We start from the raw sequence: 23,356 nt of genomic DNA, 5'->3' as shown, positions 1-23,356 counted from the left end.
CGGCGCGACTTCACCGCATCCCACCCCGGAAGGAAAGTGCCAAAGCCCGCTTCCCCGCGATGCCATGTTTTGCTTTTGCCGCTGCCGGGTTACGTCTCGGCTATGACGAGGCTCCCCGATGCTCTGCAACACTGGTTCGACACGCGCGGATGGCAGATCCACCCGCACCAGCGCGCCATGCTGGAGCGCGCCGATGCGTCGTCCCTGATGCTGATCGCCCCCACCGGCGGCGGCAAGACGCTGGCCGGGTTCCTGCCCACCCTGTCTGAACTGGCCGAGGCCCCACGCACCGGCCTGCACACCCTCTATATCTCGCCGCTCAAGGCGCTGGCCGCCGACATCCGGCGCAACCTGCTGATCCCCATAGAGGAAGCAAACCTGCCGATCCGGGTCGAGGACCGCACAGGCGACACCCCCGCCAGCCGCAAGAAACGCCAGCGCGCCGATCCGCCCCACATCCTGCTGACCACCCCCGAAAGCCTTGCCCTGCTCACCTCATACGAGGACGCGCCGCGCATGTTCGCGGGCCTGCAACGGGTGGTGGTCGATGAAATCCACGCGCTCAGCGAGTCGAAACGCGGCGACCAACTCATGCTCGCATTGGCGCGGCTGCAATCGCTCTGCCCCGATCTGCGCCGCGTCGGCCTGTCTGCCACCGTCGAGGACCCGCAGGCCATCGCCCGCCTGCTGGCCCACGGCGATCAACCTTGTGAGATCCTTCAAGCCGATCCCGGCCCCGACCCCGACATTTCCATGCTGATCACGGATGAGGCCCCTCCTTGGGCCGGGGGCGGGGCCAAATATTCCATTCCCGCCGTGCTGAAACAGGTCAAGCAACACCGCACCACGCTGATCTTTCACAACACCCGTGCGCAGGCGGAACTCTATTTCCACAACCTGTGGCTCGCGAATGAGGACGCGCTGCCCATCGGCATCCACCACGGCTCACTCGATCGGGGCCAGCGGGAGAAGGTCGAACAGGCCATGGTTGCGGGCCACCTGCGCGCCATCGTCTGCACCGGGTCACTGGACCTTGGCATCGACTGGGGCGACGTGGATCTGGTCATTCAGGTCGGCGCGCCAAAAAACGTCAAACGGCTGGTGCAACGCATCGGCCGCGCCAACCACCGTTACAACGCGCCATCCAAGGCGATCCTTGTCCCCGCCAACCGGTTTGAGGTGGTCGAGTGTCTGGCAGCCCTAGAGGCGGTCAAGGCACATGATCTGGACGGCGAACCGCGCGGCCCCGGCCCCCGCGACGTGCTGTGCCAGCACATCCTGATCGCCGCCGCCTCTGGCCCTTTCGACGCCGATAGCCTTTACGCGGAAATGCAGGGCGCCGGTCCCTATGCCGCTCTGACCCGCGCGCAGTTCGACGCCTGTCTCGATTTCTGCGCCACCGGCGGCTACGCCCTGCGCGCCTACGACCAGTGGAAGCGCCTGCAACAGCGCCCCGACGGCCTCTGGCAGCTACGCGACCCACGCTCTGCCGTGCGCATCCGCCAGAACATCGGCACCATTCAGGACACCGACACGCTCAAGGTGCGCTGGCGCGGACGCGGCGGCAAACCGCTGGGAGAGATCGAAGAGGGCTTTGCCGCCAGCCTCACCAAAGGCGATACCTTTCTGATTGGCGGCCAGATCGTCCGCTATGAGGGCCTGCGCGAACTGGTGGTCGAGGTGTCGCGCGACCCGGGCCGCAAGCCCAAGATCGCCACCTTCATGGGCAGCAAATTCTCCACCTCCACGCAACTCTCCGACCGCATTCTGCGCCTGTTTCAACAGGACGACTGGCCGAACCTGCCGCCCCACACGGCCCAGTGGCTGCGCTTGCAAAGACAGGTCTCGCGCCTGCCGGAACCGGGCCGCCTGCTGATCGAAAGCTTTCCGCACGACGGGCGGCAGCAACTGGTGGTCTACGGCTTTGCAGGCCGCAACGCGCAGCAGACGCTGGGCCTGCTGCTGACCAAACGGATGGAGGAGATGGGCCTTGCCCCCATGGGCTTTGTCGCCACCGACTACGCCACGCTGATCTGGGGGCTGGACGCGGTGACGGACCCCACGCCGCTGTTCGATCTGGAGGCGCTGGAAAACGGCCTCGACGGTTGGCTGGCGGGCAACGCCGTGATGAAACGCACCTTTCGCGCCTCTGCCACCATCGCCGGACTGATCGAACGGCAGGTGGGTGGGCAGCGCAAGACCGGGCGGCAGGCCACCATGTCCTCGGACATCCTCTATGACACGCTGCTGAAATACGACCCCGATCACCTGTTGATGCAGATCACCCGCGAAGAGGCGATGCGCGGACTGGTCGATTTCGCCCGCATCAGAGAGATGAGCGCCCGCGTCGGGAGCCGCATCGACCATCTGCGCCTCAGCCGCGTCACCCCTCTGGCCGCGCCGCTGTTCCTTGAGGCGGGGCGCGTGCCGGTGCGCGGCTCGGCCGACGAACGACTGATGGAAGAGGAAGTCACCCGCCTCCTGAACGAAAGCGGTCTGGCGCAGGTCGAGACAAAACCGCCAAGGCGCGTGCCGTGGTGAACTTGCCCCCCGTTTTGATCCGGGTCAAACGGGGGTGGTCAACCGCCTTGTGCTCACCCGCGTCGTTGCTCCGCTGTCGGCTCTGACCGTCGCTGCCAAGGACATTCAGGGACATGTGGTCAGACTGGGTGAGACAACATTGACCGACCAGTCATTGCCGCTGCTGACCGTGGTCTTGGCGCGCATCGACGGGTTCACCCCCGGCGCCATATGGGCGCTGACCCGGCAGCTGGCCCCCTCCTTTCGGGTAGGGTGCCGCTCCATTCGCACCGGTCCTGATCCCACCGGGCACGCGATTTACGGAACCGGAGCGCCTATACCTCTTCCAAGGCCAGAACGGTGGCCCCGGATCACGGGGTCAAGGCGCATGAAGCATCGCCAAGTCGCCAATTTGAAAGTCAGTCAAATGACCGTTCGCCTCGACATTGATACCGTCACCCAGGACGATGCCTCGCCTCGCGTGCTCAACATCCTCACGATTTCCGCGCTGAACACGCTGTGTTTTGTCGGTCTCACTCTGGGTGCGCGGGTGTCGGGCTTGGGCTGGGGATGGGCCTTGCTGGTTGGCTGGCTGGGCGGTGGCGCGGCGGCGATTGCCTTGGCCGTGGTGATCACCATCCTGCTGCCTGTCGCCTCGCAGCGGGAACCGGACACAGACCGCCGGGCCACAGAGCGCCGCGCCGCGCGGCCTGCCACGCTGCCCCTTCTGGCAGAGAACGGCCACACCGAAACAGCGCTGATCGACGCGTGGGAGCGCGACGCCGCGACAGAGCCGTTGTCCGAACAGAATGAGGCGGCGATGCCCCTGGCCGCCTGACACCTGACCACCTGACCACCTGACCACCTGACCACCTGACCGCCCCTTGCGGCATCCCGATGGGCATGGCAAGAACAGGTCATGAACACCCACCACTTTACCTTCCACGGCACCCACCTCAGCGCATTACCCTCCGGCGCGCTGTTCTGGAAAGCGACCGGGTTGCTGGTGGTGTCGGACCTGCATCTGGGAAAATCCGCGCGGCTGTCGGCGGTGGGCGGTGCGCAATTGCCCCCCTACGAGACACGCGAGACCCTGCAACGGCTGGATCAGGATCTGGCCACCACAGGCGCAACCCGCGTGATCTGCCTTGGCGACAGCTTTGACGCGCCGGGCATCGACGCGCATCTGCCAGAGGACGATCTGCTGTGGATCGCGCGACTACAGGCGGGGCGCGACTGGACGTGGATCGCGGGCAACCACGATCCCGCCCCGGTCGCCCTGACAGGCGCGCATAGGGCCGAGCATCGCGATGGCCCACTGATCTTTCGCCACATCGCCACGCCGGGGGCCAGCGGCGAAATCTCTGGCCACTACCACCCCAAGGCACGCCTTGCCGCGCGCGGGCGCAGCTTGACCCGGCCCTGTTTCCTGCTCGACACAGACCGGCTGATCCTGCCCGCCTACGGGGCCTATACCGGCGGGCTGTTCTGTGACAGCCCGGTCCTTTCGGACCTCATGGGCAAAGCGGCGCAGGCCATCCTGACCGGCACGCGCCCCGTTGCCATACCGATGCCCCGCCGCGCGATACATCGCGCCTGACTAGCCGCGCGTCCCCGCCCACAGCGCCACCGGCGCAAGCGCCAGACCAACAACCCCAACCCATGAGGCCGATGTCATCGGCTCCCCCAGACCAAAGGTAATCAGCCCCGCCGCCGCAGGCGCAATGCAGACCAGCAGCAGCCCGATGCCACTGGCAAACAGCTGCCCGCGCGCCCAGCGCGGCGCGGTCTGGCGGTGATGCAGGCCAGAGGCCCAGACATACAGACCAATCGCCGCCAACAGCGCGGCAACCCCCTCAAGAATATGCATAACCCGGTGTTCCATATGATGCATGCCCCCGAGCCGCGCCGCCGCCCTCGGGCGGCATCGTGTCGGGACGATAGCGGATATCGGTATGCCGCAGCACCGGCGCAAGTGGCCCTTGCACACGGCGCACAAGATGGGCAACGCTAAGCGCATGGACGATCTGGAAACCCGCATCCGCAACAGCTTTGACCGTCAGGGGATGCTTGTCACCCTTGGCGCAACCCTGCTCCGCATCACCCCCGGCGCGGTCGAAATCAGCGTGCCGATCGGGCCGCAGGTGTCACAGCAGCAGGGCTTTGCCCACGGCGGGCTGGCCTTTGCCGTGGGCGACAGCGCGGCGGGCTATTCCGCCCTGTCGCTGCTGGATGCCGACAGCGAGGTTGTCACCTCGGAAATGGCGATCCACTACCTTGCCCCCGGCAGCGGCCAGCGCCTGATTGCGCGCGGCTCGGTGATCAAACCGGGCAAACGGATGCTGGTCACACAGGCCGATGTCTACGCCGAGGATCAGGGCAAGGAACGCCACATCGCCCGTCTGATCGGGACGATGGTCCGCGTCCCCGCCCAACGCCCCTAGCCCAACACGTCACGCCAGCTGTGCGCTGGCTGATAGCCCAGCATCCGCTTGGCCTTGGCATTGGAAAAGAACGTCTCGGTCTCGCCAATCTCGCCCTTCACCGGGACGCCCTGATAATACCGCGCGATCAGCTCGCCAGAGCTTAACCCCACCGAATGATCGTCATTCGAGACGTTGAACACCTCATAGCCCAGCCCGTCTGTGTGCAGGCAACGGTCCACCATCTGCCCCAGATCGCGCGCGTCGATATAGGCAAAGATATTGCGCCGCCGCAGGTCCGGATCGTCCATATAGGCCGGAAAGTTCTGCGCGTATTCATGCGGCTCGATCACGTTGTTGATCCGCAGCCCGTAGATATCCACGCCCGTCCGCACCTGAAAAGACCGCGCCGTCACTTCGTTGCAAACCTTGGACATGGCATAGCTGTCCTCGGGCACCGTCGGGTGATCCTCGTCAATCGGCAGGTACTCTGGCTTGCGCTCACCATCGGCGAAACAGACGCCATAGGTGGTCTCGGACGAGGCAAAGATCACCTTCTTCACGCCAAACTTCACCGCCGCGTCGATCACGTTGTAGGTGCCCATCGTGTTCACCCGGTAACATTCATTGTCCGAAGTGATCAGGATGCGCGGCACGGCGGCAAAATGCACAACCGCGTCGAATTTCGGCACGCCTGTGCCGGGTTCAAGCTCATCCAGCCCCGCTAGGCTGTGCATCACGTCATACATCTGCCCCGCGTCGGTGATGTCGGCGATGCGGTTGTCGATTCCCGGCAGGTCCAGCGGCACTTGGTCCACGTTCAGCACCCGGTGTCCCTGATCGCGCAGATAGGCCACCACATGCCGCCCCGCCTTGCCCGAACCGCCGGTAAACAGAATACGCATGGTCAAAATCCTCCCCTATTTCGGCGCAGAATGCCGCGCTGACCCGCCGAATGCCAGAGAGCGAGGGCGAAAAGACAAGGGGACGCAGGCTCGGGCCAGATGTGGCGATGTGCGTGACACATAGCAGGACATCCCCGCCAAACAGGCGTTTTGACCGGCACATACCCGCGTTGTTGTGCGCTGTTTGCGTCGCCAAAGCCGACTTATGAAAGGGCGCCAGCCTAAAGCAATTTTCGGAAATAAACGACGCGGTCCGTTTCTTCAAAGCCCGACGCACGGTGAAACGCATGGCTCGCCAGATTGCCAATATGGGCGTCGGAGGCAAGTTCAGAACATCCTCTTTCCCGTGCCCAAGACTGGATTGACGTCACTAATCGCCTGCCAATACCCGCCCCTTGGCTGTGCGGGCGCACAAAAATCCCCTCCAGAAAGGCGACGGGTGACGTGTCGCATCCGTTGACGTGATCATGTCGCAATGCACCCTCGGCAAAGGCACGGAGATCGCCACGATCTTCAACATCCAAAAAGACAATGCAGTCTTGAGGAGATTTGGCGAGCATCGCCTTGGCCTCCTCCATGTGTTGATCAAGCGACGTGTCTTCCCAAAGCTGGGCACGAAGCTGAACCCAACCTTGAATATCCGACTGCGTGGCGACCCGTATTGGCATGCGTCGAATTTTACGAGTTTCCATACCCTCCGCAATGCTAACGTCGGCGGGGGGAAACGCTCAGGTCGCACTGCCGATCTTCCGGACGGAAACGCCCTCACGGATGTCCGCAAGGGCGTTGGGTCGCAATGCATCTGTCAACCGTCCAGAGGATGCCCTGCCTCCCCCCAAGGGTTAAGCGGACGTAAATTCGCCTCTGTAACCCCTTGATTTCACTAGGGCCGAAACCTGTCCACGCGTGGACAGCCCCTCAGGCGGTCAGCCCCTCGGGCTCCTCCAGCCCATTCGCCCGGCAGCAGGCCGTGACCGTATTGGCCAAGAGGCAGGCAATCGTCATCGGCCCGACACCGCCCGGCACAGGGGTGATCGCCCCGGCCACCGCGGCGCAGCTTTCATAGTGGGCGTCCCCCACCAGCCGGGTCTTGCCCTCACCTTTTTCAGCCGCATCAATCCGGTTGATGCCCACATCTATCACCGTCGCCCCCGGCTTGATCCAGTCGCCCGGAACCATCTCGGGCCGCCCCACGGCCGCCACGACAATATCCGCCCGCCTGACCACATCCGGCAGGTCCTTGGTGCGGCTATGAGCGATTGTCACGGTACAGCTATCGCCCAGCAGCAGCTGCGCCATCGGCTTGCCCACGATATTCGACCGCCCGATCACCACCGCATCCATGCCAGACAAAGACCCATGATGATCCCGCAACATCATCAGACACCCCAGTGGCGTGCAGGGCACCATCGACTTCTGCCCGGTCCCCAACAGACCCACGTTGGAAATGTGGAACCCATCCACATCCTTCGCCGGGTCGATGGAATTGATCACCAGATCCTCATCCAGATGCTTGGGCAGCGGCAGTTGCACCAGAATGCCATGCACCGCAGGGTCAGTGTTCAACGTGTCGATCAGCGCCAGCAGGTCCGCCTCGGACGTGTCGATAGCCAGCTTGTGCTCGTAAGAGTTCATGCCGACCTCGACGGTCATCTTGCCCTTGGACCGGACATAGACCTGAGAGGCCGGATCTTCGCCCACCAGCACCACGGCCAGCCCCGGCGTAATGCCATGCTCTTCATTCAGACGCGCGACGTGGACCGCCACCTTTTCCCGCACCGTGGCCGCAAATGCCTTGCCGTCAATCACCGTCGCGCTCATCCGTCTATCCCTTCCTTGCCGATCACCCGCTCTTCGCGCGCGATCACCGTCTCGATCATGATCCGCCACATCGTCTCGGCCAGGTCCGGGTCCAGCCCCTGTGCCTGCGCCTTTTCCCGCACATTCCCCAAGACCGCATCAACCCGGCGCGGAGCCCGCGCGGCGATGCCCTCACGCGCCTTGAGGTCCGGGGCACGGTCCGTATACCGCTCCCGCTCGGCCAGCAGAGCCACCAGCGCGCTGTCGATTTCGTCGATGCAAACCCGCAGGTCAGCCATGGTTTCGATGGTGTCGGGGGCAGGACGAGCCATAAAGTTTCCTCTTCGCAGTCTGGTCCTGCCCGCCGTAGCCGATAACACACCCGGCATGCAACGCACCGCCCTCCCCCCTGTGCGGGAGAGGGCGAAACTCTTAGAACAAGCCTTCGATCAGACCTTCTTCGTTCAGGCGGATCGATTCCGCCGCAGGCGTGCGCGGCAGGCCCGGCATGGTCATGATCTCACCGCAAACCACAACGATGAACCCGGCCCCGGCGGAAATGCGCACTTCACGCACCGGAATGTCGAAACCGGTCGGCGCGCCGCGCATGGTTGGATCGGTGGTGAAGGAATACTGGGTTTTCGCCAGGCAGACCGGAAGCTTGCCGTAGCCCTGATCTTCCCACTCCTTCAACTGGCCGCGGATCTTGCTGTCCATCACCACGTTGTCGGCGCGGTAGATCTCTTTACAGACAGTTTCGATCTTGTCCGTCAGAGACAGGTCATCGCCGTAAAGCGGGTGGTAGTCCGCCTCACCGGCCTCACACAGTTCGACCACCTTTTTGGCGGTCTCGGTGATGCCCTCTCCGCCGAACTCCCAATGCTTGTTCAGGATCGCCTCGACGCCCAGCGACGCGCAGAAGTCCATGACCGCCTGCACCTCTGCGTCGGTGTCGGTGACAAAGTGGTTGATGCCCACAACGGCCGGCACGCCGAATTTCTTCATGTTCTCGATATGACGGCCAAGGTTCGGGCAGCCATCCTTGACGGCCTGCACGTTCTCGGCACCAAGGTCGGCCTTGGCGACACCGCCGTTCATCTTCATCGCGCGGACCGTGGCCACGATCACCACCGCGTCGGGGCGCAGGCCCGCCTTGCGGCACTTGATGTCCATGAACTTCTCAGCACCAAGGTCAGCACCAAAGCCGGCCTCTGTCACCACATAGTCCGCCAGTTTCAGCGCGGTGGAGGTGGCGATGACAGAGTTGCAGCCATGGGCGATGTTGGCGAAGGGACCGCCATGCACAAAGGCCGGGTTGTTTTCCAGCGTCTGCACAAGGTTCGGCTGCATCGCGTCCTTGAGCAGGACGGTCATCGCGCCCTCGGCTTTGATATCGCGGCAGAAAACCGGGCTCTTGTCGCGACGATAGGCCACGATCATGTCACCCAGACGCTGTTCCAGATCCTTGAGGTTCTTGGCAAGGCAGAGGATCGCCATGACCTCGGAGGCCACGGTGATGTCAAACCCGCCTTCACGCGGGAAACCATTGGCCACGCCGCCAAGGCTCAGCGTCACGTTGCGCAGCGCGCGGTCGTTCATATCGACAACCCGACGCCACGCCACGCGGCGCAGGTCGATGTCACATTCGTTGCCCCAGTAGATGTGGTTGTCGATCATCGCCGACAGCAGCGAATGGGCCGATGTGATCGCATGGAAGTCGCCGGTGAAATGGAGGTTCATTTCCTCCATCGGCACAACCTGTGCCTTGCCGCCGCCCGCAGCCCCGCCCTTCATGCCAAAGTTCGGCCCAAGCGAGGCTTCGCGAATGCAGATCATCGCGTTTTTGCCGATCTTGTTCAGACCGTCGCCCAGACCCACCGTGGTGGTGGTCTTGCCCTCGCCTGCCGGGGTCGGGTTGATTGCGGTCACAAGGATCAGCTTGCCATCCTTGCGGTCCTGAACGCTGTCGATGAAGGGTTGGCTGATCTTTGCCTTGTCATGACCATATGGCAGCAGATGTTCGGTCGGGATGCCAAGGCGATCGCCGATTTCCTGAATCGGTTTCTTGTTGGCCTCGCGGGCGATTTCGATGTCGGACTTGAATGCCATGCTGCTGCGCTTCCTGTTGGGGGCGATTGGGGCGGTGATCTCTCGACCCAAGGCATACAGAGCCGCTTGCCCCGCTGCGAAAGCGAATCCGACATATTCAGGCGATGTTGCGGCGCGGATCGTTCGCGCCACGCGCAATTCGCCGCCCATCGGAAACGTCCGGGTCCGTCGGAGGCCCCGGGCGCGGCTTGGAGGGCGGGCCGCTGGCCGCGCAGCGGTCAGTCGGGGCGACCGGAAAGCGGCGTCCTACTCCGGTTGCCAGACGCGTTGATCGGGGATGTGAAGGCGCAGCACGTCTCCCACGGCCACGCGGCCCTCGCGGGCGACAGAGGCGGTCACACCGCGACGTCCCTCGGCGGCAGGTTTGAACCCCTTGCCCTGTGCGGGGGCGATCTTGTCGATGCTCTTGGCCGGGAACTGACAGGGGCGGTTCTGCATATCCACCGTCAGCGTCGCCCCCGACGGGGCCTGCAGCCGCGACGAGGGCGGCACAAAGCTGAAGTCCGGCAGACCGCTAAGGACCATGGACGCACCCAACCGCGCCGGATCGATGGCCTCAAGGCCCATCTTGGCGGCGATCTCTGACAGTTCCTCGGCGCTGATGAGGCTCAATTGGCGCTCATTGCGGATCGTCGTGCCACGCGCATACTGACTGCGCACCCGCGAACACGATTTCCGTGTCGCGCCGCCATGCACCGATCCGGCGATCCCCTGAAAGGTCAGGTCCAGCGCCTCGCGCGGCTCGGCCAGCAGTTCGGTGCGATCATCGCCGGTCACAACGCCCAGCCATGTCACGGTTGCGGTAAAGTCGGTCGGTTTCAAGGCAGGCATCAAAGGCCCCTTCTAGAGCGCAGGCGCATCATAGCCTGCGCGCACCAAGGTAAAGAACAAGCGACGGAACGGGAACAGCGCGCTGCCATCCGCAGCCATCGGATAGGCCTTGGGGATCAACTCGTCATAAGCCCGCACAAGGCGGTCACGTTCCCTGTCCGGCATGGCCTGCAAAATCGGGCGCGCATACGTCGCCTCGGTGAAACGACGCACCGGGTGGCCCTCGTCGGACGGCGGCAGCTTCTGGAAATATTCCGTCTCCCAGAGTCTGACCTCGCCCAAGGTTTCGAGCAAATGATAATACTGCGCCGGCAGCAGGACGGACGGCAGCGCGACGTTTTCCAACCGGCCCGGGCACAGTTCATCCGCCAGTGTCCGCCACAGGCGGTGCGACGGAGCATTGTTCTGGTGCGGAACCTGCACCGCAAGGGTGCCCCCCGGCACCAGCGTCGAGACAAGCCGGGGCAACAGGGTCTGGTGCCTGTCTGCCCAATGCAGGGACGCGTTGGAAAAGATCAGCGCGGCGGGCGCGTCCGGAGTCCAGTCAGCAATGTCTGCCTCGACAACCCGGTCGTAGATCGCCAGCTCTCTGGCCTGTTCCAGCATTGCAGGCGAGCGGTCAACGCCGATCAGCTGCCCCACTTGCGACGGGTCAAAACGCTTGCGCAGGGCCGGTCCGACATCCCCTGCGCCACAGCCAAGGTCCACGACGCAGCCCTTGGGCAAAGGTCCGACGCGCGACAGCAGGTCAAGTGCGGGACGCAAACGCTGACCCCGGAACCTGTGATAGGTCCCGGGGTCCCAGTCGTTGTGCGTCTTGCCGTTCATGCGGTGGGCTCGGGCTCCATCCCGCCATCGTCCGACGGCTTAGCCTTGGGCTTGGTCTTGGGGATCGCGGTCAATGAGGGTTTGTCGTCCGCCACACCTGATCCACCATCGTCATCACCCGAGTGCGGATCCTCGCCACGCATCACGCGCTTGATCTCGTCGCCGGTCAGGGTTTCGAATTCCAGCAGACCCTGTGCCAGGCGCTCCCATTCGTCGTGACGCTCGGTCAGGATCTGGAAGGCGCGTTCATAGGCTTCCTGAATGAAGCGCCGCACTTCTTCCTCGATCATCTCCTTGGTGTGGGCCGACACCGACAGTCCAGCGGTGTTGCCCTGATAGCCCTCGTGCGCCTCGGCGTAGTCGATGTTGCCGATCTTGTCGGACATGCCCCAGCGCAGCACCATGGCCCGCGCCAGCGCGCTGGCCTGCTGGATGTCGCCCGCCGGTCCGTTCGAGACGTTCTCTTCGCCGTATTTGATGATCTCGGCCGCCTTGCCCGCCATGGTCATCGCCATCTTTTCCTCGCACTCGGACTTGTGCCAGTTCAGACGGTCGATTTCCGGCAGCGAGACAACCATGCCCAAGGCACCACCGCGCGGGATGATCGTCGCCTTGTAGACCGGATCACACTGCGGCAAGGCCAGGCCCACAACGGCGTGACCAGCCTCATGATACGCCGTCTTTTCCTTTTGCTCATCGGTCAGGACCATGCTGCGTCGCTCGGCGCCCATCATGACCTTGTCCTTGGCCTGCTCGAAGTCCTCCATCGTGACAAACCGGCGCCCGATACGCGCCGCCATCAGCGCCGCCTCGTTCACGAGGTTGGCAAGGTCCGCACCGGAAAAGCCCGGTGTACCGCGCGCGATGATCCGCAGGTCCACATCGGGGCCAAGCGGCGTCTTGCGGGCGTGCACGCCAAGAATCTTTTCGCGGCCTTTGATGTCGGGATTCGGCACCGTCACCTGACGGTCGAAACGACCGGGGCGCAGCAGGGCGGGGTCCAAAACGTCGCGGCGGTTGGTGGCGGCGACGATGATCACACCTTCGTTCGCCTCAAAGCCGTCCATCTCGACCAGCAACTGGTTCAGCGTCTGTTCGCGTTCGTCGTTCCCACCGCCATAGCCCTGACCACGGGCACGGCCCACGGCGTCGATTTCGTCGATGAAGACGATGCAGGGTGCGTTTTTCTTGGCCTGTTCAAACATGTCACGGACACGGGATGCACCGACGCCCACGAACATCTCGACAAAGTCGGAGCCGGAGATGGTGAAGAACGGCACACCCGCCTCGCCCGCAATCGCACGCGCCAGCAGCGTCTTACCGGTGCCCGGAGGGCCAACGAGCAGCGCGCCCTTGGGGATTTTGCCACCAAGGCGCGAGAATTTCTGCGGGTTGCGCAGGAATTCTACGATTTCCTCAAGCTCTTCCTTGGCCTCATCGATGCCCGCCACGTCGTCAAACGTCACGCGACCATGCTTTTCGGTCAAGAGTTTGGCCTTGGACTTGCCAAACCCCATCGCCCCGCCTTTGCCACCGCCTTGCATCCGGTTCATGAAATAAATCCAGACACCGATCAGCAGCAGGAAGGGCAACAGCGACAGCAGGAACGACTGAAAGCCGGATTGCTCCTGCGCCTCGGCCTTCATCGGGACGTTGTTGTCCAGCAGCAGGTTGGTCAATTCCGCATCCTGCGGTTTGATCGTCACATAGTCCTGCCCGTCTTCTGTCCGATAGCGTACTTGTTCGCCATCGACCGTTGCGGAACTGACATTCTGCGATTCAACGGCGCGCACGAAGTCAGAATAGCTGACCTCGCGGCTTTGCAACGTTGTACCGCCACCCGAGAACAGGTTGAAGAGCGCCAGGATCAGCAGGAAGAGGACGACCCAGAAGGCGATGTTTCTCGCGTTACCCAAGGGGGAACTCCTTTGAAAACTTTGGTGCGTCATAGCACAGCGATTTGGTGTGTAACATAGACATCACGGACACGGGTTCAATGCGACAGGACAAAGCCGCGAACCCCGTCCGCGCGACACAGGCGCACGGTCTGGCCGGGACCAAGCCCCAGCCCGTCGCAGGCCAGCAGCCTTTCGCCCTGCCAGACCGAGGGCAGTGACAGCGCGGCACGGAACGGCGGCGCGCCGTCGGGCCGGTCCCGCGCCTGCTGCCAACCGTCTTCGCCCAGCGCTCGAACGCTGCAGCCATCGGGTATCGCAGGCGAGATTTGCCAGCGGCGATCCCAAACCAAGGCCGCTGCCTGCGTCGGTTCCGCCACCGCCGCAAATTCCCGAAAGATCAGGATACGCCCCTTGTGATGGATAACCTCGCAGCCGTGCAGCGTTCCGCCCCCGCCACTGGCCATCCGCTCACGCAGGCCCTCCAGCGCCTCTGCCCGGGGGGCGTAGTCCGCGCCGGAAACATAGCGGATCATCGCCGAAAGCAGCCGCCGTTGCGTGGCCGGGTCACACTGCCGGGTCCAGTCCGGGTCCAGACTGAGGATGCCGGTATCCGCGCCATCCGCCGTCAACAGCGGCGCGCCCACCGCATCCCAGACCTCGGCGGTGCGCAGCCGCAGGGCTGTCGCCTCTTCCCGCAGCCTCTCTGCGGTGGCGGCCAGGACCTCTTGGCCCAAGCCCTCTTTTTCCAGCAGGGGCAGGAGACGGCGCAGGCGTGCCCGGTCATAGGCAGGGTCATCATTTGAGGGGTCTTCGACCCAGCGCCCTTTGAGCACGCGCAGATAGTGGCGCATCTCTGCGCGGGTTATTTCCAGGCAGGGGCGGATCACCTCGAAACCGGCACTTCGCCGATCGTCCGGGGGGCCTGCGCCATCGACTGTGCCTTTGGAACACCCGGAAGGCGTCACAAAGCGTCGTGGCGCCATCGCAGCCAGACCGTCCACGCCTGATCCGCGTTTCAGACGCATCAGAAAGGTCTCGGCCAGATCATCCCGGGTGTGCGCCATGAGGACATGGCCAACGCCGCCACGCCATTGGTCGATCAGGTCCAGACGCGCCCTGCGGGCCGCGTCCATCTTGTTGCCCGTGCCGTCCCAGTGCCAGCGCAGCGTCGCATGGGGCCAGCCCAGCAGGCGGCACTCTTCGGCCACCATCGCCGCCTCATCGGCGCTTTCGGGACGGAACCCGTGATCGACCGTGACGACCCACAGGCGCACGCCCCAGACCCGCGTCCAGTTGTGCGCCAGATACAGCATCGCCATGCTGTCGCCGCCGCCAGAGACGGCAAGGCCAATGTCCGAAGGAAAATTCGGGCCAAGACGCTGGCCCATTGCGTCGGCAAACCTTTGATCCAGACTCACCGAAGCAAGCACCCGCCTATTGGCACCCAAGCTGTTGGCGGCTGGCTGCGGCCTTGGCCACAGCGTCCGATCCGGGATAGCGTGCGGCGACCTCGCCCAGCGTGATACAGGCATCGTCGATCGACCCAAGCGCGGCAATGGCATCACCCAGACGCCACAACGCCTCAGGTGCGACAGAGGCATCCGGAAACCCGGAATAGGCCGACAGATAGCGCCGCGCGGCCTCACGCGTGTCGCCCAATCCCTCTAGCGCGCGGCCTTCACCAACAAGCGCCGCAGCCTCTAGCGGGCCCATCGGATAGGTCTCGCGGAATTGCGCAAACAGCAACTCGGCACCGGCAAAGTCGCCCTGATCCAAGGCGTCCAGCGCAGACCGGAAATCCGCCTCTTCGCTGATCGCCAGTTCGCCGTCGAACGGCAAGGCATCGGTGGCGGGCGGCGACGCCGGTTGTGCGACCGGGGCGGCTGGCACGGCATCGCCACCCAGCGGATCGGTCTCACCCAGCTTGCCGATGTCGCAGCCCGGCTCCAACTCGCAGATACGGAATTTCAGGTCTCCGATCCGATTGGTGCCATCCTGAACCACGCGGCCAAGACGGAACTCCAGTTCCTCCGCCTTGGCGGTGACGCGCTGCAATTCGCTTTCGATGGTGTTGATCCGGTCCAGTGCTGATCCGCCGACCGCCAGCGCGGGAGACCCGGTGGTGTTCAACTCACTGCGCAGCTTGCGCAGTTCGACCGTCAGAACCGCAAGGTCCTGCTTTATATCGGCCAGCGTCTGCCCCTGTTGCGCCACGGCCAGACCGCTTGTCATACCACCTGCCAGCAGGCAGGCCCCGAACACCATCCCCCGCAGCATGGCTTATCCCGTCAAGCCGGTGGCCGAAATCACCGTCACGGCGCGGCGGTTCTTGGCATAGCAGGCCTCTTCCGAGCAGATTTCCAGCGGCCGTTCCTTACCGTAGCTCACAAACTTCAGACGGCTCTGCGAGATGCCTTTCGCAACAAGGTATTCCATCACCGCATTGGCGCGGCGCGCGCCCAGTGCGAGGTTGTATTCCCGTGTCCCCTGCTCATCGGCGTGGCCTTCGATGATCGCAAGGTAATCCGGGTTGGTTTGCAGCCAGGTCGCCTGACCGTCCAATACCACACGCGCCTCGGGGCTCAGCGAGGACTGATCGACGGCAAACAGCACGCGATCCCCGACACGGGCCGCGAAATAGGCCGGTGACTTTGGATCATCCACGCTGCCCGGCACAATCGTCGACGTATCCGGGCCGCCGGCGCCACGGCTGGCGTCCGGGCCGCCAAAACGTCCGGGATTTGTACAGGCTGCGGTGGCCAGCGCCGCGACCAACAGAATGGCCTTAGTCGTATGTTTCATTTTCTTGCGGTCCTGCTCTGGTCGTTGCGTCTGTTTTACCACAACACGCAACATATGGGAATTGACGTTATTGCAAGGGGCCCCAGCTGGGGTCCGAGGCCCCGGCGGGTGTGCGCACCCGTTTCAGGTTGCGCCCCGAGATATCAACCGAATACAGCGCTGAAGACCCCTGCGCACCCTGTGTCTCACGGGCGAACATGATCACGCGCCCATTTGGGGCCCATGTCGGCCCCTCATCAAGGAAAGACGCGGTCAGCAGACGTTCCTCGGCACCATCCGTGCGCATCACACCGATGTGGAACCGCCCGGCGTTCTGCTTGGTAAAGGCGATGCGGTCACCGCGCGGCGACCAGACCGGCGTGCCGTAGCGCCCTTCGCCAAAGCTGATCCGCTGCGCCTCTCCGCCCATGGCGGGCATGATGTACAGCTGCTGGCTGCCCGACCGGTCGGATTCAAACACAATACGGCTGCCGTCAGGCGAAAAGCTGGGCGCGGTTTCGATGGAAGGAGTAGAGGTCAACCGGCGCGTCGCGCCAGAGGCGAGGTCCATGGCAAAGATGTCGGTGTTGGACCCTTGGGTCAGAGAAAACACCACCATGCGTCCATCCGGCGAAAAGCGGGGCGCAAAGCTCATCACGCCCTCTCCGACCTGAAGGATGCGGCTGTTGACGTCGCCGACGGTCAACACATGAATACGCGGAAATCCGGTGGCATAGCTGGTATACAGCACCCGCTCACCATTCGGTGAAAAGCGCGGGGCCAGAACCAGCGAGGAATCGTCGGTCAGGAACTGTACGCTCGCGCCGTCGTAATCCATGATCGCCAGCCGTTTCTGGCGCGCGTCCTTGGGTCCCGTTTCAGAGACAAAGACCACCCGGCTGTCGAAATAGGGGGTTTCGCCGGTGAGCCTGCTATAGACCTGATCGGCAACCTTATGCGCCAGTCGACGCCAGCCGTTGGCATCCGAGACGAACTGCATCCCCTGCCCCAGTTCCTGCCCGGCAAAGACGTCCCAGACGCGGAATTTGACCACCACCCGGCCAGAGGAATCTGCTGCGACCGACCCGGTGATCAGCGCCTGCGCGTTGATCGCCTTCCAGTCGGCGAACTGGACCGGCGCGCCAAAGCTGCTGACGCGCGATATGTGGGCGTCGCGCGGGATCTCCCGGAACAGGCCGGTGCCGGTCAGATCAGCGGCAATCACGCGGCTGATGTCGGCGGCAAACTGTTCGGCCGCCGGGCTTTCGGCGACGAAATCCGGCACCGCAAACGGCAAGGGTTCGATCACACCTTCGGTGATCTCAATACGAAGTGGGCCGGACTGGGCCATGGCCTGCACTGGCAAGAGCGCCGTGGCACAGACAAAAACCAGGGCGGCGAGGCGTGCGATCATCTCGGGGACCTTCCTTCGGGCGCTGCTCGGACCGGATGCGGCGGGTCTATGCCCGCCCTGCGTTAACCTATCCTGATTTAGCCTGCCGCAAAACAGGCAATACATGTGGCGCAATGGGGAATTTGCGCAGGAAGCCGCTCATTTCTGGCGGTTTCCTTCTGAGTTGAACGTCCTCCGACGCATCACGGTTCCACACCCGTCACCGCTGCCGCATCGTTTCTGGGTTAAAGGTCATCTCAATTTCGCGCCATTGGTCGAACTTGTCGGCTGGCAGGGCATACCCTTCTGCCCCCTGACACCGCAGAACCGCGCGCCGCGCCACCTGAAAGGCGGTCTGGACCGCGGCGGCGCTGCCTTGCGAGGCCTCCACCATCTTCAGGCTGTTCGAGATGACGCGGCCGTCAGGTTCCATCTCAAAGCCAACGGTGACGGTGATGCCCGACGCCTCAGAGCCGACATCCACCACCCAACAGGCCTGTACGGCCAGCCGCAGCGCCTCGCGTTCGCCACGTGTCATCGGCGGCCCAGCAGGGGCGGCGGGCGCGGGGGCCGCTGACAGCGCCTCTGCCAGAGCCGAGGTGATGGCGTCATCCGCGCCGCTGACCGGATCGGGCTGCGCCGCCTCGGGCTGCGGTGCGGGATCGGGCCGGGCAGCCTGTGCCGCGCGCTGCGGGCGGGCCTGTGGCCGGATCGACTCGGACGGGGCAAAGCGTTCGTCCGCCTCGGTCACGATTTCAGTCGTGGTTTCGGGCGGCGCGGTCGCCTCACGCCGTTCCTCGGCCACGTCCGGACTGACGGCGTCCGGGTCCGCGGCCTCGACCCGCTCTTCGGCGCGTTCGGTGTTCGGGTCCGGCGGTGCCACGGGTGTGTTCGCAACCCGGTCCGCCGGGCGCGCCTTGGGCCGCAACGACGCATTGGGCGCGCGTGGCGCGGGCGGCGGCGCGGGCAGCGGGGCCGCAGGCACGGGAATCGGCTCGGGGTCGGGCAATGGCGCAGGAATGGGCGCCGGGTCCGGCTCTGGCAGCGGCTGAGGTACAGGAGCCGGTTCCGGCACGGGCGCGGGTTCCGGTGCGGGTTCCGGTGCGGGCGTCGGCTCTGGTGCAGGTGTCGGCTCTGGTGTCGGGACAGGCTCCGGCAAGGGCTCTGGCTCTGGCTCGGGCGCGGGTGTCGGCTCAGGTTCCGGCTCTGGCACAGGCTCGGGCGTGACCACCGGCGTCACCGGCTCTGCCGCGGGCTCGGGGGTTGGCGGCGCGGTCAGGGCCGCGAAATCGGCCTCGCTCAGGATCGTCACGTCCGCCACCTGCATTTGCGGCGGATCCGCCGCAAAGACATTGCCCAGCAGCAGCCAAGCGAACAGCAGGGCATGCGCCCCGCCTGATATGTACAGATAGCGGTTCATTCGCGCCTCAGCCGCCGTCCGGCCCGTCAAGTGCCGGGCCGCCCACATCCGTCACCAGACCGATCGAAGAAAATCCGCCCGCGTTCAGCGCACCCATGATCTGGGCCACTTGTTCATAGGTCACCGATCCGTCGGCCCGCAGGTAGACCCGGTCGTCCGACCGTTCCGCCGCAATCGCCCGCAACCGACCGACAAGATCCTCGCGCGCGACGACAGTGGTCTGGATAAGCACCTGACCATCCGCCGACAGCGTCACCGTCAACGGCTCTTCGGTTTCTGCGGGCAGCGCCTGCGCTGCCGTTTTGGGCAGTTCCACCGGCACGCCCACTGTCAGCAACGGAGCGGCCACCATAAAGATGATCAGCAGCACCAGCATGACGTCCACAAAGGGTGTCACGTTGATTTCGGCCATCGGCTGGGCGCGGCTACGACGCGATCCGCGCCGCCGCTTGCCCCCACCGGATTTGACGACCCCTGCCCCCATGGCTCAGGAATCCAGTTGGCGGGAAAGGATGGTGGCGAATTCGTCGGCGAACGCCTCGTAGTTGCCCACGATCCGGTCCGCATCCGCCGAGAACTTGTTGTAAAAGATCACCGCCGGGATGGCCGCCAGCAGGCCAAGACCCGTGGCCAGCAGCGCCTCTGCGATGCCGGGCGCGACCACCACCAGTGAGGTGTTCTGCTGCGCGGCAATCTCGATAAAGGCGTTCATGATCCCGAAAACCGTCCCGAACAGCCCGATGAACGGCGCGGTAGAGCCGACCGTCGCCAGCACCGGCAGACCGCGCTGCAACACATCGGCCTCTTTCTGGATCGCCACGTCCATCGACCTGTCGATCCGGCTTTGCGCGTTGGCGATCAGCCCGCCGTCCTCACGGTGGCTGCGCCGCCATTCCATCATGCCCGCCGCAAATACTCGTTCAGAGCGGCCCTTGGGCTCCGGCCCCAGTTGCTCGAACAACTCATCCAGCGGTTCCCCCGACCAGAAGGCGCGGTCAAACCGCGTCGCCTCGCGCCGCGCCTTGCGGTAGCTTACGAATTTCTCGATGATGATCGCCCAAGCCCAGACCGAGCCCGCCATCAACATTAGCATGACGAGTTTCACCGTCAGCGTTGCGCGCATGAAAAGACCCCAGAAGGAGAAGTCGATCTCCGACGCGAGTGCAAGCGTTCCTGCTTCCATAGACCTGCTCATTTCCTGTCGGCCCCTGTGACCGGGGCTCTGATTACCGCGTTCCTTACCCGATTTGCAGGGGGAACGCTACTGAATAGGCGGCATTCCGCAGGATGGCGCGGACAAGTGTCGGCGCAAATCGCTTAGTGGACCCGCTGCCGCAGTTTGGCAGGCAGACGGGCGGGATGGCCGTCGCGGGTGACGCAGACCGCCGTCACTTCGGCGCGAAAAACCACTTCTTCGCCCCGGACAACCTCCTGCCCCATGATCAGGCGCACGCCGGTCATGCTGCGCACGGTGGTCCGCACCTCCAGCGCGTCGTCGTATTTCGCGGTCATCAGATAATCCGCCTCGATCCGCCGCACGACAAAGACAATCCCGTCCTGTTCGCGCATGGCGTTCTGGTCCAGCCCCTGCTCCTTGACCCAGTCGGACCGCGCACGTTCGATGAATTTCAGGTAGTTGGCGTGGTAGACGATCCCCGCCATGTCGGTGTCTTCATAATAGACGCGGATCTGGAAACGGTGCATCGGCGGGCTCCTCTCTGGCCGGGCGACCCTAGGCGCGCGAACCGCGCACGGCAAGCAATCCGCGGGATTGGGCGCAGACAGGATGTGCCGGTTGGGTCTGCTTCGTCGTCCATATCGCTCCCCTTGTCCCCAGCGCACTCTTTGGGCAAGAGGATGTGACGACGATGCCAAGGATCAAACAAAATGAACTTCGACCTCGCCGCCCAGCCCGAGATCTTACAACAGGCCGTCGCATACGCCTTGCAGGGATGGAACATTGCCCGCGAATGGCTGGTATCGCCCGCCGCCTGGTCACAGTTCGGCCTGCTGGTTGCCGCCTTCGTCATCGCATGGCTGCTGACGCGCAAGCTGCGGCCATGGCTGGAACGGATTCTGACACCAGAGGAGGGTCGAACCTCGATCATGGCCACGATCCGGCGGTTCCTGCTGATCTTCGTGCCATTGTTGCTGCCGCTGCTGGCCTTTGCCTTCACCGGCATCGGTGAGGGGCTGACCCGCGCTATATTCGGTTCCGGTGCAGTGATCGCCTTTGGCAAACGCTTTTTCCTGCTGCTCGCCGCCCGCGTCCTTGTCCGCGAGATCATCAAGGATGGCTTTCTGAAGATGTTGGGGCGCGTCATCCTTTTGCCGGTCATGGCGCTATACACCTTGGGCCTGCTGGATGTCGCCACCGACCGCCTGAACGACCTGACGGTGAGCCTTGGCAATATCGAGTTCACCGTCATGGCGGTCATCCGGGGCCTGATCGCAGGGTCGATCCTGTTCTGGCTGGGGCGCTGGTCCAACGATCAGACCGGGTCCTATATCCAAAAACAGGATGAGATGCCTCCGGCGACCCGTCAGCTTGCCGCCAAGGCGGCGGAGTTCGCGATCTTTGGCCTCGCCTTCCTGCTGCTGATGAACATCGTCGGCATCCCGCTGACCTCTCTTGCGGTACTGGGCGGTGCCATTGGTGTCGGCCTTGGTTTTGGACTGCAAAAGATCGCTGCGAACTATATTTCCGGCATCATTCTGCTGCTCGAAGGGCAAGCAACCGTCGGCGACTATGTCGAGCTCGACAACGGCGAATCCGGCACCATCGTCAAGACAACCGCGCGGGCAATGATCCTTGAGACCTACGATGGCCGCTGGATCGTCGTCCCGAATGAGGATTTCATCACCACCCGCGTCATCAACTATTCTGACCAAGGTAGTGCCAACCGCTATGAGGCGGATTTCTCGGTCAGCTACAAGACCGACATCAACTTGGTGCCCGCCATTGTCGAAGAGGCCGTGGCGCGGCACCCCGGCGTGCTGGACCTTCCCTTTCCGCCCGATTGCGAGTTGCGTGGCTTTGGCGACTCTGGCGTGGATTTCGCGGTGGAATTCTGGGTGAATGGCATCGACGACGGCCCTAACAAATACACATCCGACGTGTTGTTCCTGATCTGGAACGCGCTGAAAGACCACGGGATAGAGATCCCCTATCCGCACCGGGTGGTGGAACTGCATCAGGTGCCCGGGTCAACCGCACCATGAGCCATGCGCTGGTGATCGGTGGCGGCCCGGCGGGGTTGATGGCGGCGGATGCGCTGTTGTCGGCAGGCTGTCGGGTTGTTCTCGCAGAGGCAAAACCCTCTGTCGGGCGCAAGCTGTTGATGGCCGGGAAGTCGGGATTGAACCTGACCAAGATGGAGGACCGCGCTCATTTTCGCGCGGCCTATGCAGAGGCCGCGCCGGAACTTGCCAAAATGTTGGACGCGTTTGGGCCGGATGAGGTGCAGGCATGGGCCGAGGGGTTGGGGCAGCCCACCTTCACCGGGTCCAGCGGACGACTGTTTCCCACGGCCATGAAGGCCTCACCGCTGCTGCGGGCATGGCTGGAACGACTGGATGGTATGGGGCTGGAGCGGCGCACGGGCTGGCGCTGGCTTGGCTGGGCCGAGGATGGCGGGCTGCTTTTTGACACGTCTGAGGGACCAGCCGTTCAGCACCCCGCGGTGACGGTCTTTGCCCTTGGCGGTGCCAGTTGGGCACGACTTGGGTCGGACGGGGTCTGGGCAGAGTATTTTCGGGCGGCGGGCCTGCCCGTTGCCCCCTTTGCGCCGTCGAATGCCGGGGTTCTGGTCGATTGGTCGCCGCATATGGCCAAGTATTTTGGCGCGCCCTTGAAGAACGTGACCTTTCGGTCCGGGGCTTTGGAGAACCGGGGCGAGGCGGTCATTTCGGCGCGGGGGCTGGAGGGCGGCGGGATCTATCCGCTGACCCCGGCGCTGCGTGCGGGCCATGCCCTGACGGTCGATCTGTTGCCGGATGTTTCGGAGGATGCGCTGGTCGCGCGGCTGTCGCGGCCCCGAGGCAAGCAGAGCCGGACCAATGCGATCCGCAAGGCGCTGCGGCTGGCCCCGGCAGCGCAGGCTTTGCTGATGGAGTTTGCCCGCCCCTTGCCCGATGAGCCCGCCGTTCTGGCGGCGCGGATCAAGGCGCTGCCCGTCGCGCATACCGGGTTGAGGCCTCTGGATGAGGCGATCTCGACCGCTGGGGGCGTGCCCTTTGCGGCGCTGGATGCGGGGCTGATGCTGCGGGACAGGCCGGGCTGTTTTTGTGCGGGCGAGATGCTGGATTGGGAGGCGCCGACGGGGGGGTATCTGCTGACTGCCTGCCTTGCCACGGGGCTGTGGGCCGGGCGTCATGCGGCCGCGTGGATGGCAGGCCAGCAAAAGGGGCGCCACAGTGGACAAGGTTAACGCCTCAACGAAATCAAT

At 64.1% G+C, this 23,356-nt stretch carries 23 protein-coding genes; 6 read left to right on the top strand and 17 right to left on the bottom strand.

The window, feature by feature from the left end; genetic code table 11:
* The first annotated feature begins 102 nt into the window (after nucleotides 1–102).
* The 3 genes from VOI21_RS19600 to pdeM all read left to right on the top strand — a co-directional run bounded on the left by VOI21_RS19600 (nucleotide 103) and on the right by pdeM (nucleotide 4,120).
* Nucleotides 103–2,541, top strand: coding sequence for a ligase-associated DNA damage response DEXH box helicase (locus VOI21_RS19600; protein WP_323771651.1), 2,439 nt, complete (start codon nucleotides 103–105; stop codon nucleotides 2,539–2,541).
* Nucleotides 2,542–2,947: 406 nt separating this feature from the next.
* On the top strand, nucleotides 2,948–3,358 hold the full coding sequence (locus VOI21_RS19595; RefSeq protein WP_323771650.1) for a hypothetical protein: 411 nt from the start codon (nucleotides 2,948–2,950) through the stop codon (nucleotides 3,356–3,358).
* Nucleotides 3,359–3,439: 81 nt separating this feature from the next.
* A complete protein-coding gene (pdeM, locus tag VOI21_RS19590) occupies nucleotides 3,440–4,120 on the top strand; it encodes a ligase-associated DNA damage response endonuclease PdeM (RefSeq protein WP_323771649.1) in 681 nt (226 codons plus the stop codon).
* Here pdeM and VOI21_RS19585 read toward each other — a convergent pair whose 3' ends face one another.
* Entirely contained in the window at nucleotides 4,121–4,390 is a 270-nt protein-coding gene (locus VOI21_RS19585; protein ID WP_323771648.1) for a hypothetical protein, read from the bottom strand.
* A gap of 130 nt (nucleotides 4,391–4,520) precedes the next feature.
* Between VOI21_RS19585 and VOI21_RS19580 the strand changes: the two genes are divergently transcribed.
* A complete protein-coding gene (locus VOI21_RS19580) occupies nucleotides 4,521–4,964 on the top strand; it encodes a PaaI family thioesterase (protein WP_323771647.1) in 444 nt (147 codons plus the stop codon).
* Here VOI21_RS19580 and VOI21_RS19575 read toward each other — a convergent pair.
* The 16 genes from VOI21_RS19575 to ybgC form a co-directional block, all read right to left on the bottom strand.
* Nucleotides 4,961–5,848, bottom strand: a complete 888-nt coding sequence (locus VOI21_RS19575) for an NAD(P)-dependent oxidoreductase (RefSeq protein ID WP_323771646.1) — start codon at nucleotides 5,846–5,848, stop codon at nucleotides 4,961–4,963. The two genes, VOI21_RS19580 and VOI21_RS19575, sit on opposite strands and share 4 nt — an antisense overlap.
* Nucleotides 5,849–6,069: 221 nt before the next feature.
* Nucleotides 6,070–6,540 carry an aminoglycoside 6'-N-acetyltransferase gene (gene aac(6'), locus VOI21_RS19570; RefSeq protein ID WP_323771645.1) on the bottom strand — a complete coding sequence of 157 codons (471 nt, stop codon included), beginning with the start codon at nucleotides 6,538–6,540 and terminating at the stop codon, nucleotides 6,070–6,072.
* A gap of 226 nt (nucleotides 6,541–6,766) precedes the next feature.
* Nucleotides 6,767–7,669 (bottom strand): bifunctional methylenetetrahydrofolate dehydrogenase/methenyltetrahydrofolate cyclohydrolase FolD, encoded by a 903-nt coding sequence (gene folD, locus VOI21_RS19565; RefSeq protein WP_323771644.1) that lies wholly within the window; start codon nucleotides 7,667–7,669, stop codon nucleotides 6,767–6,769.
* The gene (locus tag VOI21_RS19560) at nucleotides 7,666–7,980 is read right to left on the bottom strand and encodes a chorismate mutase (protein ID WP_323771643.1); all 315 of its coding nucleotides are present in this window, start codon (nucleotides 7,978–7,980) and stop codon (nucleotides 7,666–7,668) included. The genes folD and VOI21_RS19560 overlap by 4 nt, the downstream gene beginning before the upstream one ends.
* A 100-nt stretch (nucleotides 7,981–8,080) precedes the next feature.
* On the bottom strand, nucleotides 8,081–9,757 hold the full coding sequence (locus tag VOI21_RS19555; RefSeq protein ID WP_323771642.1) for a formate--tetrahydrofolate ligase: 1,677 nt from the start codon (nucleotides 9,755–9,757) through the stop codon (nucleotides 8,081–8,083).
* A gap of 246 nt (nucleotides 9,758–10,003) precedes the next feature.
* Nucleotides 10,004–10,588: an MOSC domain-containing protein gene (locus VOI21_RS19550; RefSeq protein WP_323771641.1), complete on the bottom strand. Its 585-nt coding sequence runs from the start codon at nucleotides 10,586–10,588 to the stop codon at nucleotides 10,004–10,006.
* A gap of 12 nt (nucleotides 10,589–10,600) precedes the next feature.
* Complete coding sequence (locus tag VOI21_RS19545) at nucleotides 10,601–11,416, bottom strand: methyltransferase domain-containing protein (RefSeq protein ID WP_323771640.1); 816 nt, start codon at nucleotides 11,414–11,416, stop codon at nucleotides 10,601–10,603.
* Nucleotides 11,413–13,332, bottom strand: coding sequence for an ATP-dependent zinc metalloprotease FtsH (gene ftsH / locus VOI21_RS19540; RefSeq protein ID WP_323771639.1), 1,920 nt, complete (start codon nucleotides 13,330–13,332; stop codon nucleotides 11,413–11,415). Before ftsH ends, VOI21_RS19545 begins: the two co-directional genes overlap by 4 nt.
* A 77-nt stretch (nucleotides 13,333–13,409) precedes the next feature.
* Complete coding sequence (gene tilS, locus VOI21_RS19535) at nucleotides 13,410–14,732, bottom strand: tRNA lysidine(34) synthetase TilS (protein ID WP_323771638.1); 1,323 nt, start codon at nucleotides 14,730–14,732, stop codon at nucleotides 13,410–13,412.
* Between the two features lie 16 nt (nucleotides 14,733–14,748).
* The gene (locus VOI21_RS19530; RefSeq protein ID WP_323771637.1) at nucleotides 14,749–15,591 is read right to left on the bottom strand and encodes a tetratricopeptide repeat protein; all 843 of its coding nucleotides are present in this window, start codon (nucleotides 15,589–15,591) and stop codon (nucleotides 14,749–14,751) included.
* Nucleotides 15,592–15,594: 3 nt separating this feature from the next.
* Complete coding sequence (pal, locus tag VOI21_RS19525; protein ID WP_323771636.1) at nucleotides 15,595–16,116, bottom strand: peptidoglycan-associated lipoprotein Pal; 522 nt, start codon at nucleotides 16,114–16,116, stop codon at nucleotides 15,595–15,597.
* 67 nt (nucleotides 16,117–16,183) lie between these two features.
* Complete coding sequence (tolB, locus tag VOI21_RS19520) at nucleotides 16,184–17,509, bottom strand: Tol-Pal system beta propeller repeat protein TolB (RefSeq protein ID WP_323771635.1); 1,326 nt, start codon at nucleotides 17,507–17,509, stop codon at nucleotides 16,184–16,186.
* Nucleotides 17,510–17,708: 199 nt separating this feature from the next.
* Nucleotides 17,709–18,908, bottom strand: coding sequence for a cell envelope biogenesis protein TolA (locus tag VOI21_RS19515; protein WP_323771634.1), 1,200 nt, complete (start codon nucleotides 18,906–18,908; stop codon nucleotides 17,709–17,711).
* Between the two features lie 7 nt (nucleotides 18,909–18,915).
* Nucleotides 18,916–19,392, bottom strand: a complete 477-nt coding sequence (gene tolR / locus VOI21_RS19510) for a protein TolR (RefSeq protein ID WP_323771633.1) — start codon at nucleotides 19,390–19,392, stop codon at nucleotides 18,916–18,918.
* 3 nt (nucleotides 19,393–19,395) lie between these two features.
* Nucleotides 19,396–20,091, bottom strand: a complete 696-nt coding sequence (gene tolQ, locus VOI21_RS19505) for a protein TolQ (RefSeq protein WP_323771632.1) — start codon at nucleotides 20,089–20,091, stop codon at nucleotides 19,396–19,398.
* 134 nt (nucleotides 20,092–20,225) lie between these two features.
* Nucleotides 20,226–20,612 (bottom strand): tol-pal system-associated acyl-CoA thioesterase, encoded by a 387-nt coding sequence (ybgC, locus tag VOI21_RS19500; protein WP_323771631.1) that lies wholly within the window; start codon nucleotides 20,610–20,612, stop codon nucleotides 20,226–20,228.
* A gap of 183 nt (nucleotides 20,613–20,795) precedes the next feature.
* On the opposite strand from ybgC, the gene VOI21_RS19495 reads away from it, so the two are divergent.
* The gene (locus VOI21_RS19495) at nucleotides 20,796–22,130 is read left to right on the top strand and encodes a mechanosensitive ion channel family protein (protein ID WP_323771630.1); all 1,335 of its coding nucleotides are present in this window, start codon (nucleotides 20,796–20,798) and stop codon (nucleotides 22,128–22,130) included.
* Nucleotides 22,127–23,338 carry a TIGR03862 family flavoprotein gene (locus VOI21_RS19490; RefSeq protein WP_323771629.1) on the top strand — a complete coding sequence of 404 codons (1,212 nt, stop codon included), beginning with the start codon at nucleotides 22,127–22,129 and terminating at the stop codon, nucleotides 23,336–23,338. The genes VOI21_RS19495 and VOI21_RS19490 overlap by 4 nt, the downstream gene beginning before the upstream one ends.
* Nucleotides 23,339–23,356: the final 18 nt, after the last annotated feature.

The organism is Antarctobacter sp. (genome assembly GCF_034670325.1).
In the GTDB taxonomy this organism is placed as follows: domain Bacteria; phylum Pseudomonadota; class Alphaproteobacteria; order Rhodobacterales; family Rhodobacteraceae; genus Antarctobacter.
The sequence above is the reverse complement of the archived record's forward strand: the minus strand, read 5'-3'. Positions and strand labels throughout refer to the sequence as shown.

Excerpts from the sequence above, each read along its gene's own strand:
- pdeM (WP_323771649.1), top strand. The coding sequence starts at position 3,440 with ATGAACACCCACCACTTTACCTTCCACGGCACCCACCTCAGCGCATTA.
- VOI21_RS19585 (WP_323771648.1), bottom strand. The coding sequence starts at position 4,390 with ATGCATATTCTTGAGGGGGTTGCCGCGCTGTTGGCGGCGATTGGTCTG.
- ybgC (WP_323771631.1), bottom strand. The coding sequence starts at position 20,612 with ATGCACCGTTTCCAGATCCGCGTCTATTATGAAGACACCGACATGGCG.
- VOI21_RS19560 (WP_323771643.1), bottom strand. The coding sequence starts at position 7,980 with ATGGCTCGTCCTGCCCCCGACACCATCGAAACCATGGCTGACCTGCGG.
- VOI21_RS19550 (WP_323771641.1), bottom strand. The coding sequence starts at position 10,588 with ATGCCTGCCTTGAAACCGACCGACTTTACCGCAACCGTGACATGGCTG.
- VOI21_RS19580 (WP_323771647.1), top strand. The coding sequence starts at position 4,521 with ATGGGCAACGCTAAGCGCATGGACGATCTGGAAACCCGCATCCGCAAC.
- VOI21_RS19545 (WP_323771640.1), bottom strand. The coding sequence starts at position 11,416 with ATGAACGGCAAGACGCACAACGACTGGGACCCCGGGACCTATCACAGG.
- tolQ (WP_323771632.1), bottom strand. The coding sequence starts at position 20,091 with ATGGAAGCAGGAACGCTTGCACTCGCGTCGGAGATCGACTTCTCCTTC.
- VOI21_RS19530 (WP_323771637.1), bottom strand. The coding sequence starts at position 15,591 with ATGCTGCGGGGGATGGTGTTCGGGGCCTGCCTGCTGGCAGGTGGTATG.
- VOI21_RS19600 (WP_323771651.1), top strand. The coding sequence starts at position 103 with ATGACGAGGCTCCCCGATGCTCTGCAACACTGGTTCGACACGCGCGGA.
- VOI21_RS19490 (WP_323771629.1), top strand. The coding sequence starts at position 22,127 with ATGAGCCATGCGCTGGTGATCGGTGGCGGCCCGGCGGGGTTGATGGCG.
- VOI21_RS19595 (WP_323771650.1), top strand. The coding sequence starts at position 2,948 with ATGACCGTTCGCCTCGACATTGATACCGTCACCCAGGACGATGCCTCG.
- VOI21_RS19515 (WP_323771634.1), bottom strand. The coding sequence starts at position 18,908 with ATGAACCGCTATCTGTACATATCAGGCGGGGCGCATGCCCTGCTGTTC.
- tolR (WP_323771633.1), bottom strand. The coding sequence starts at position 19,392 with ATGGGGGCAGGGGTCGTCAAATCCGGTGGGGGCAAGCGGCGGCGCGGA.
- tolB (WP_323771635.1), bottom strand. The coding sequence starts at position 17,509 with ATGATCGCACGCCTCGCCGCCCTGGTTTTTGTCTGTGCCACGGCGCTC.
- VOI21_RS19555 (WP_323771642.1), bottom strand. The coding sequence starts at position 9,757 with ATGGCATTCAAGTCCGACATCGAAATCGCCCGCGAGGCCAACAAGAAA.
- pal (WP_323771636.1), bottom strand. The coding sequence starts at position 16,116 with ATGAAACATACGACTAAGGCCATTCTGTTGGTCGCGGCGCTGGCCACC.
- folD (WP_323771644.1), bottom strand. The coding sequence starts at position 7,669 with ATGAGCGCGACGGTGATTGACGGCAAGGCATTTGCGGCCACGGTGCGG.
- VOI21_RS19495 (WP_323771630.1), top strand. The coding sequence starts at position 20,796 with ATGAACTTCGACCTCGCCGCCCAGCCCGAGATCTTACAACAGGCCGTC.
- VOI21_RS19575 (WP_323771646.1), bottom strand. The coding sequence starts at position 5,848 with ATGCGTATTCTGTTTACCGGCGGTTCGGGCAAGGCGGGGCGGCATGTG.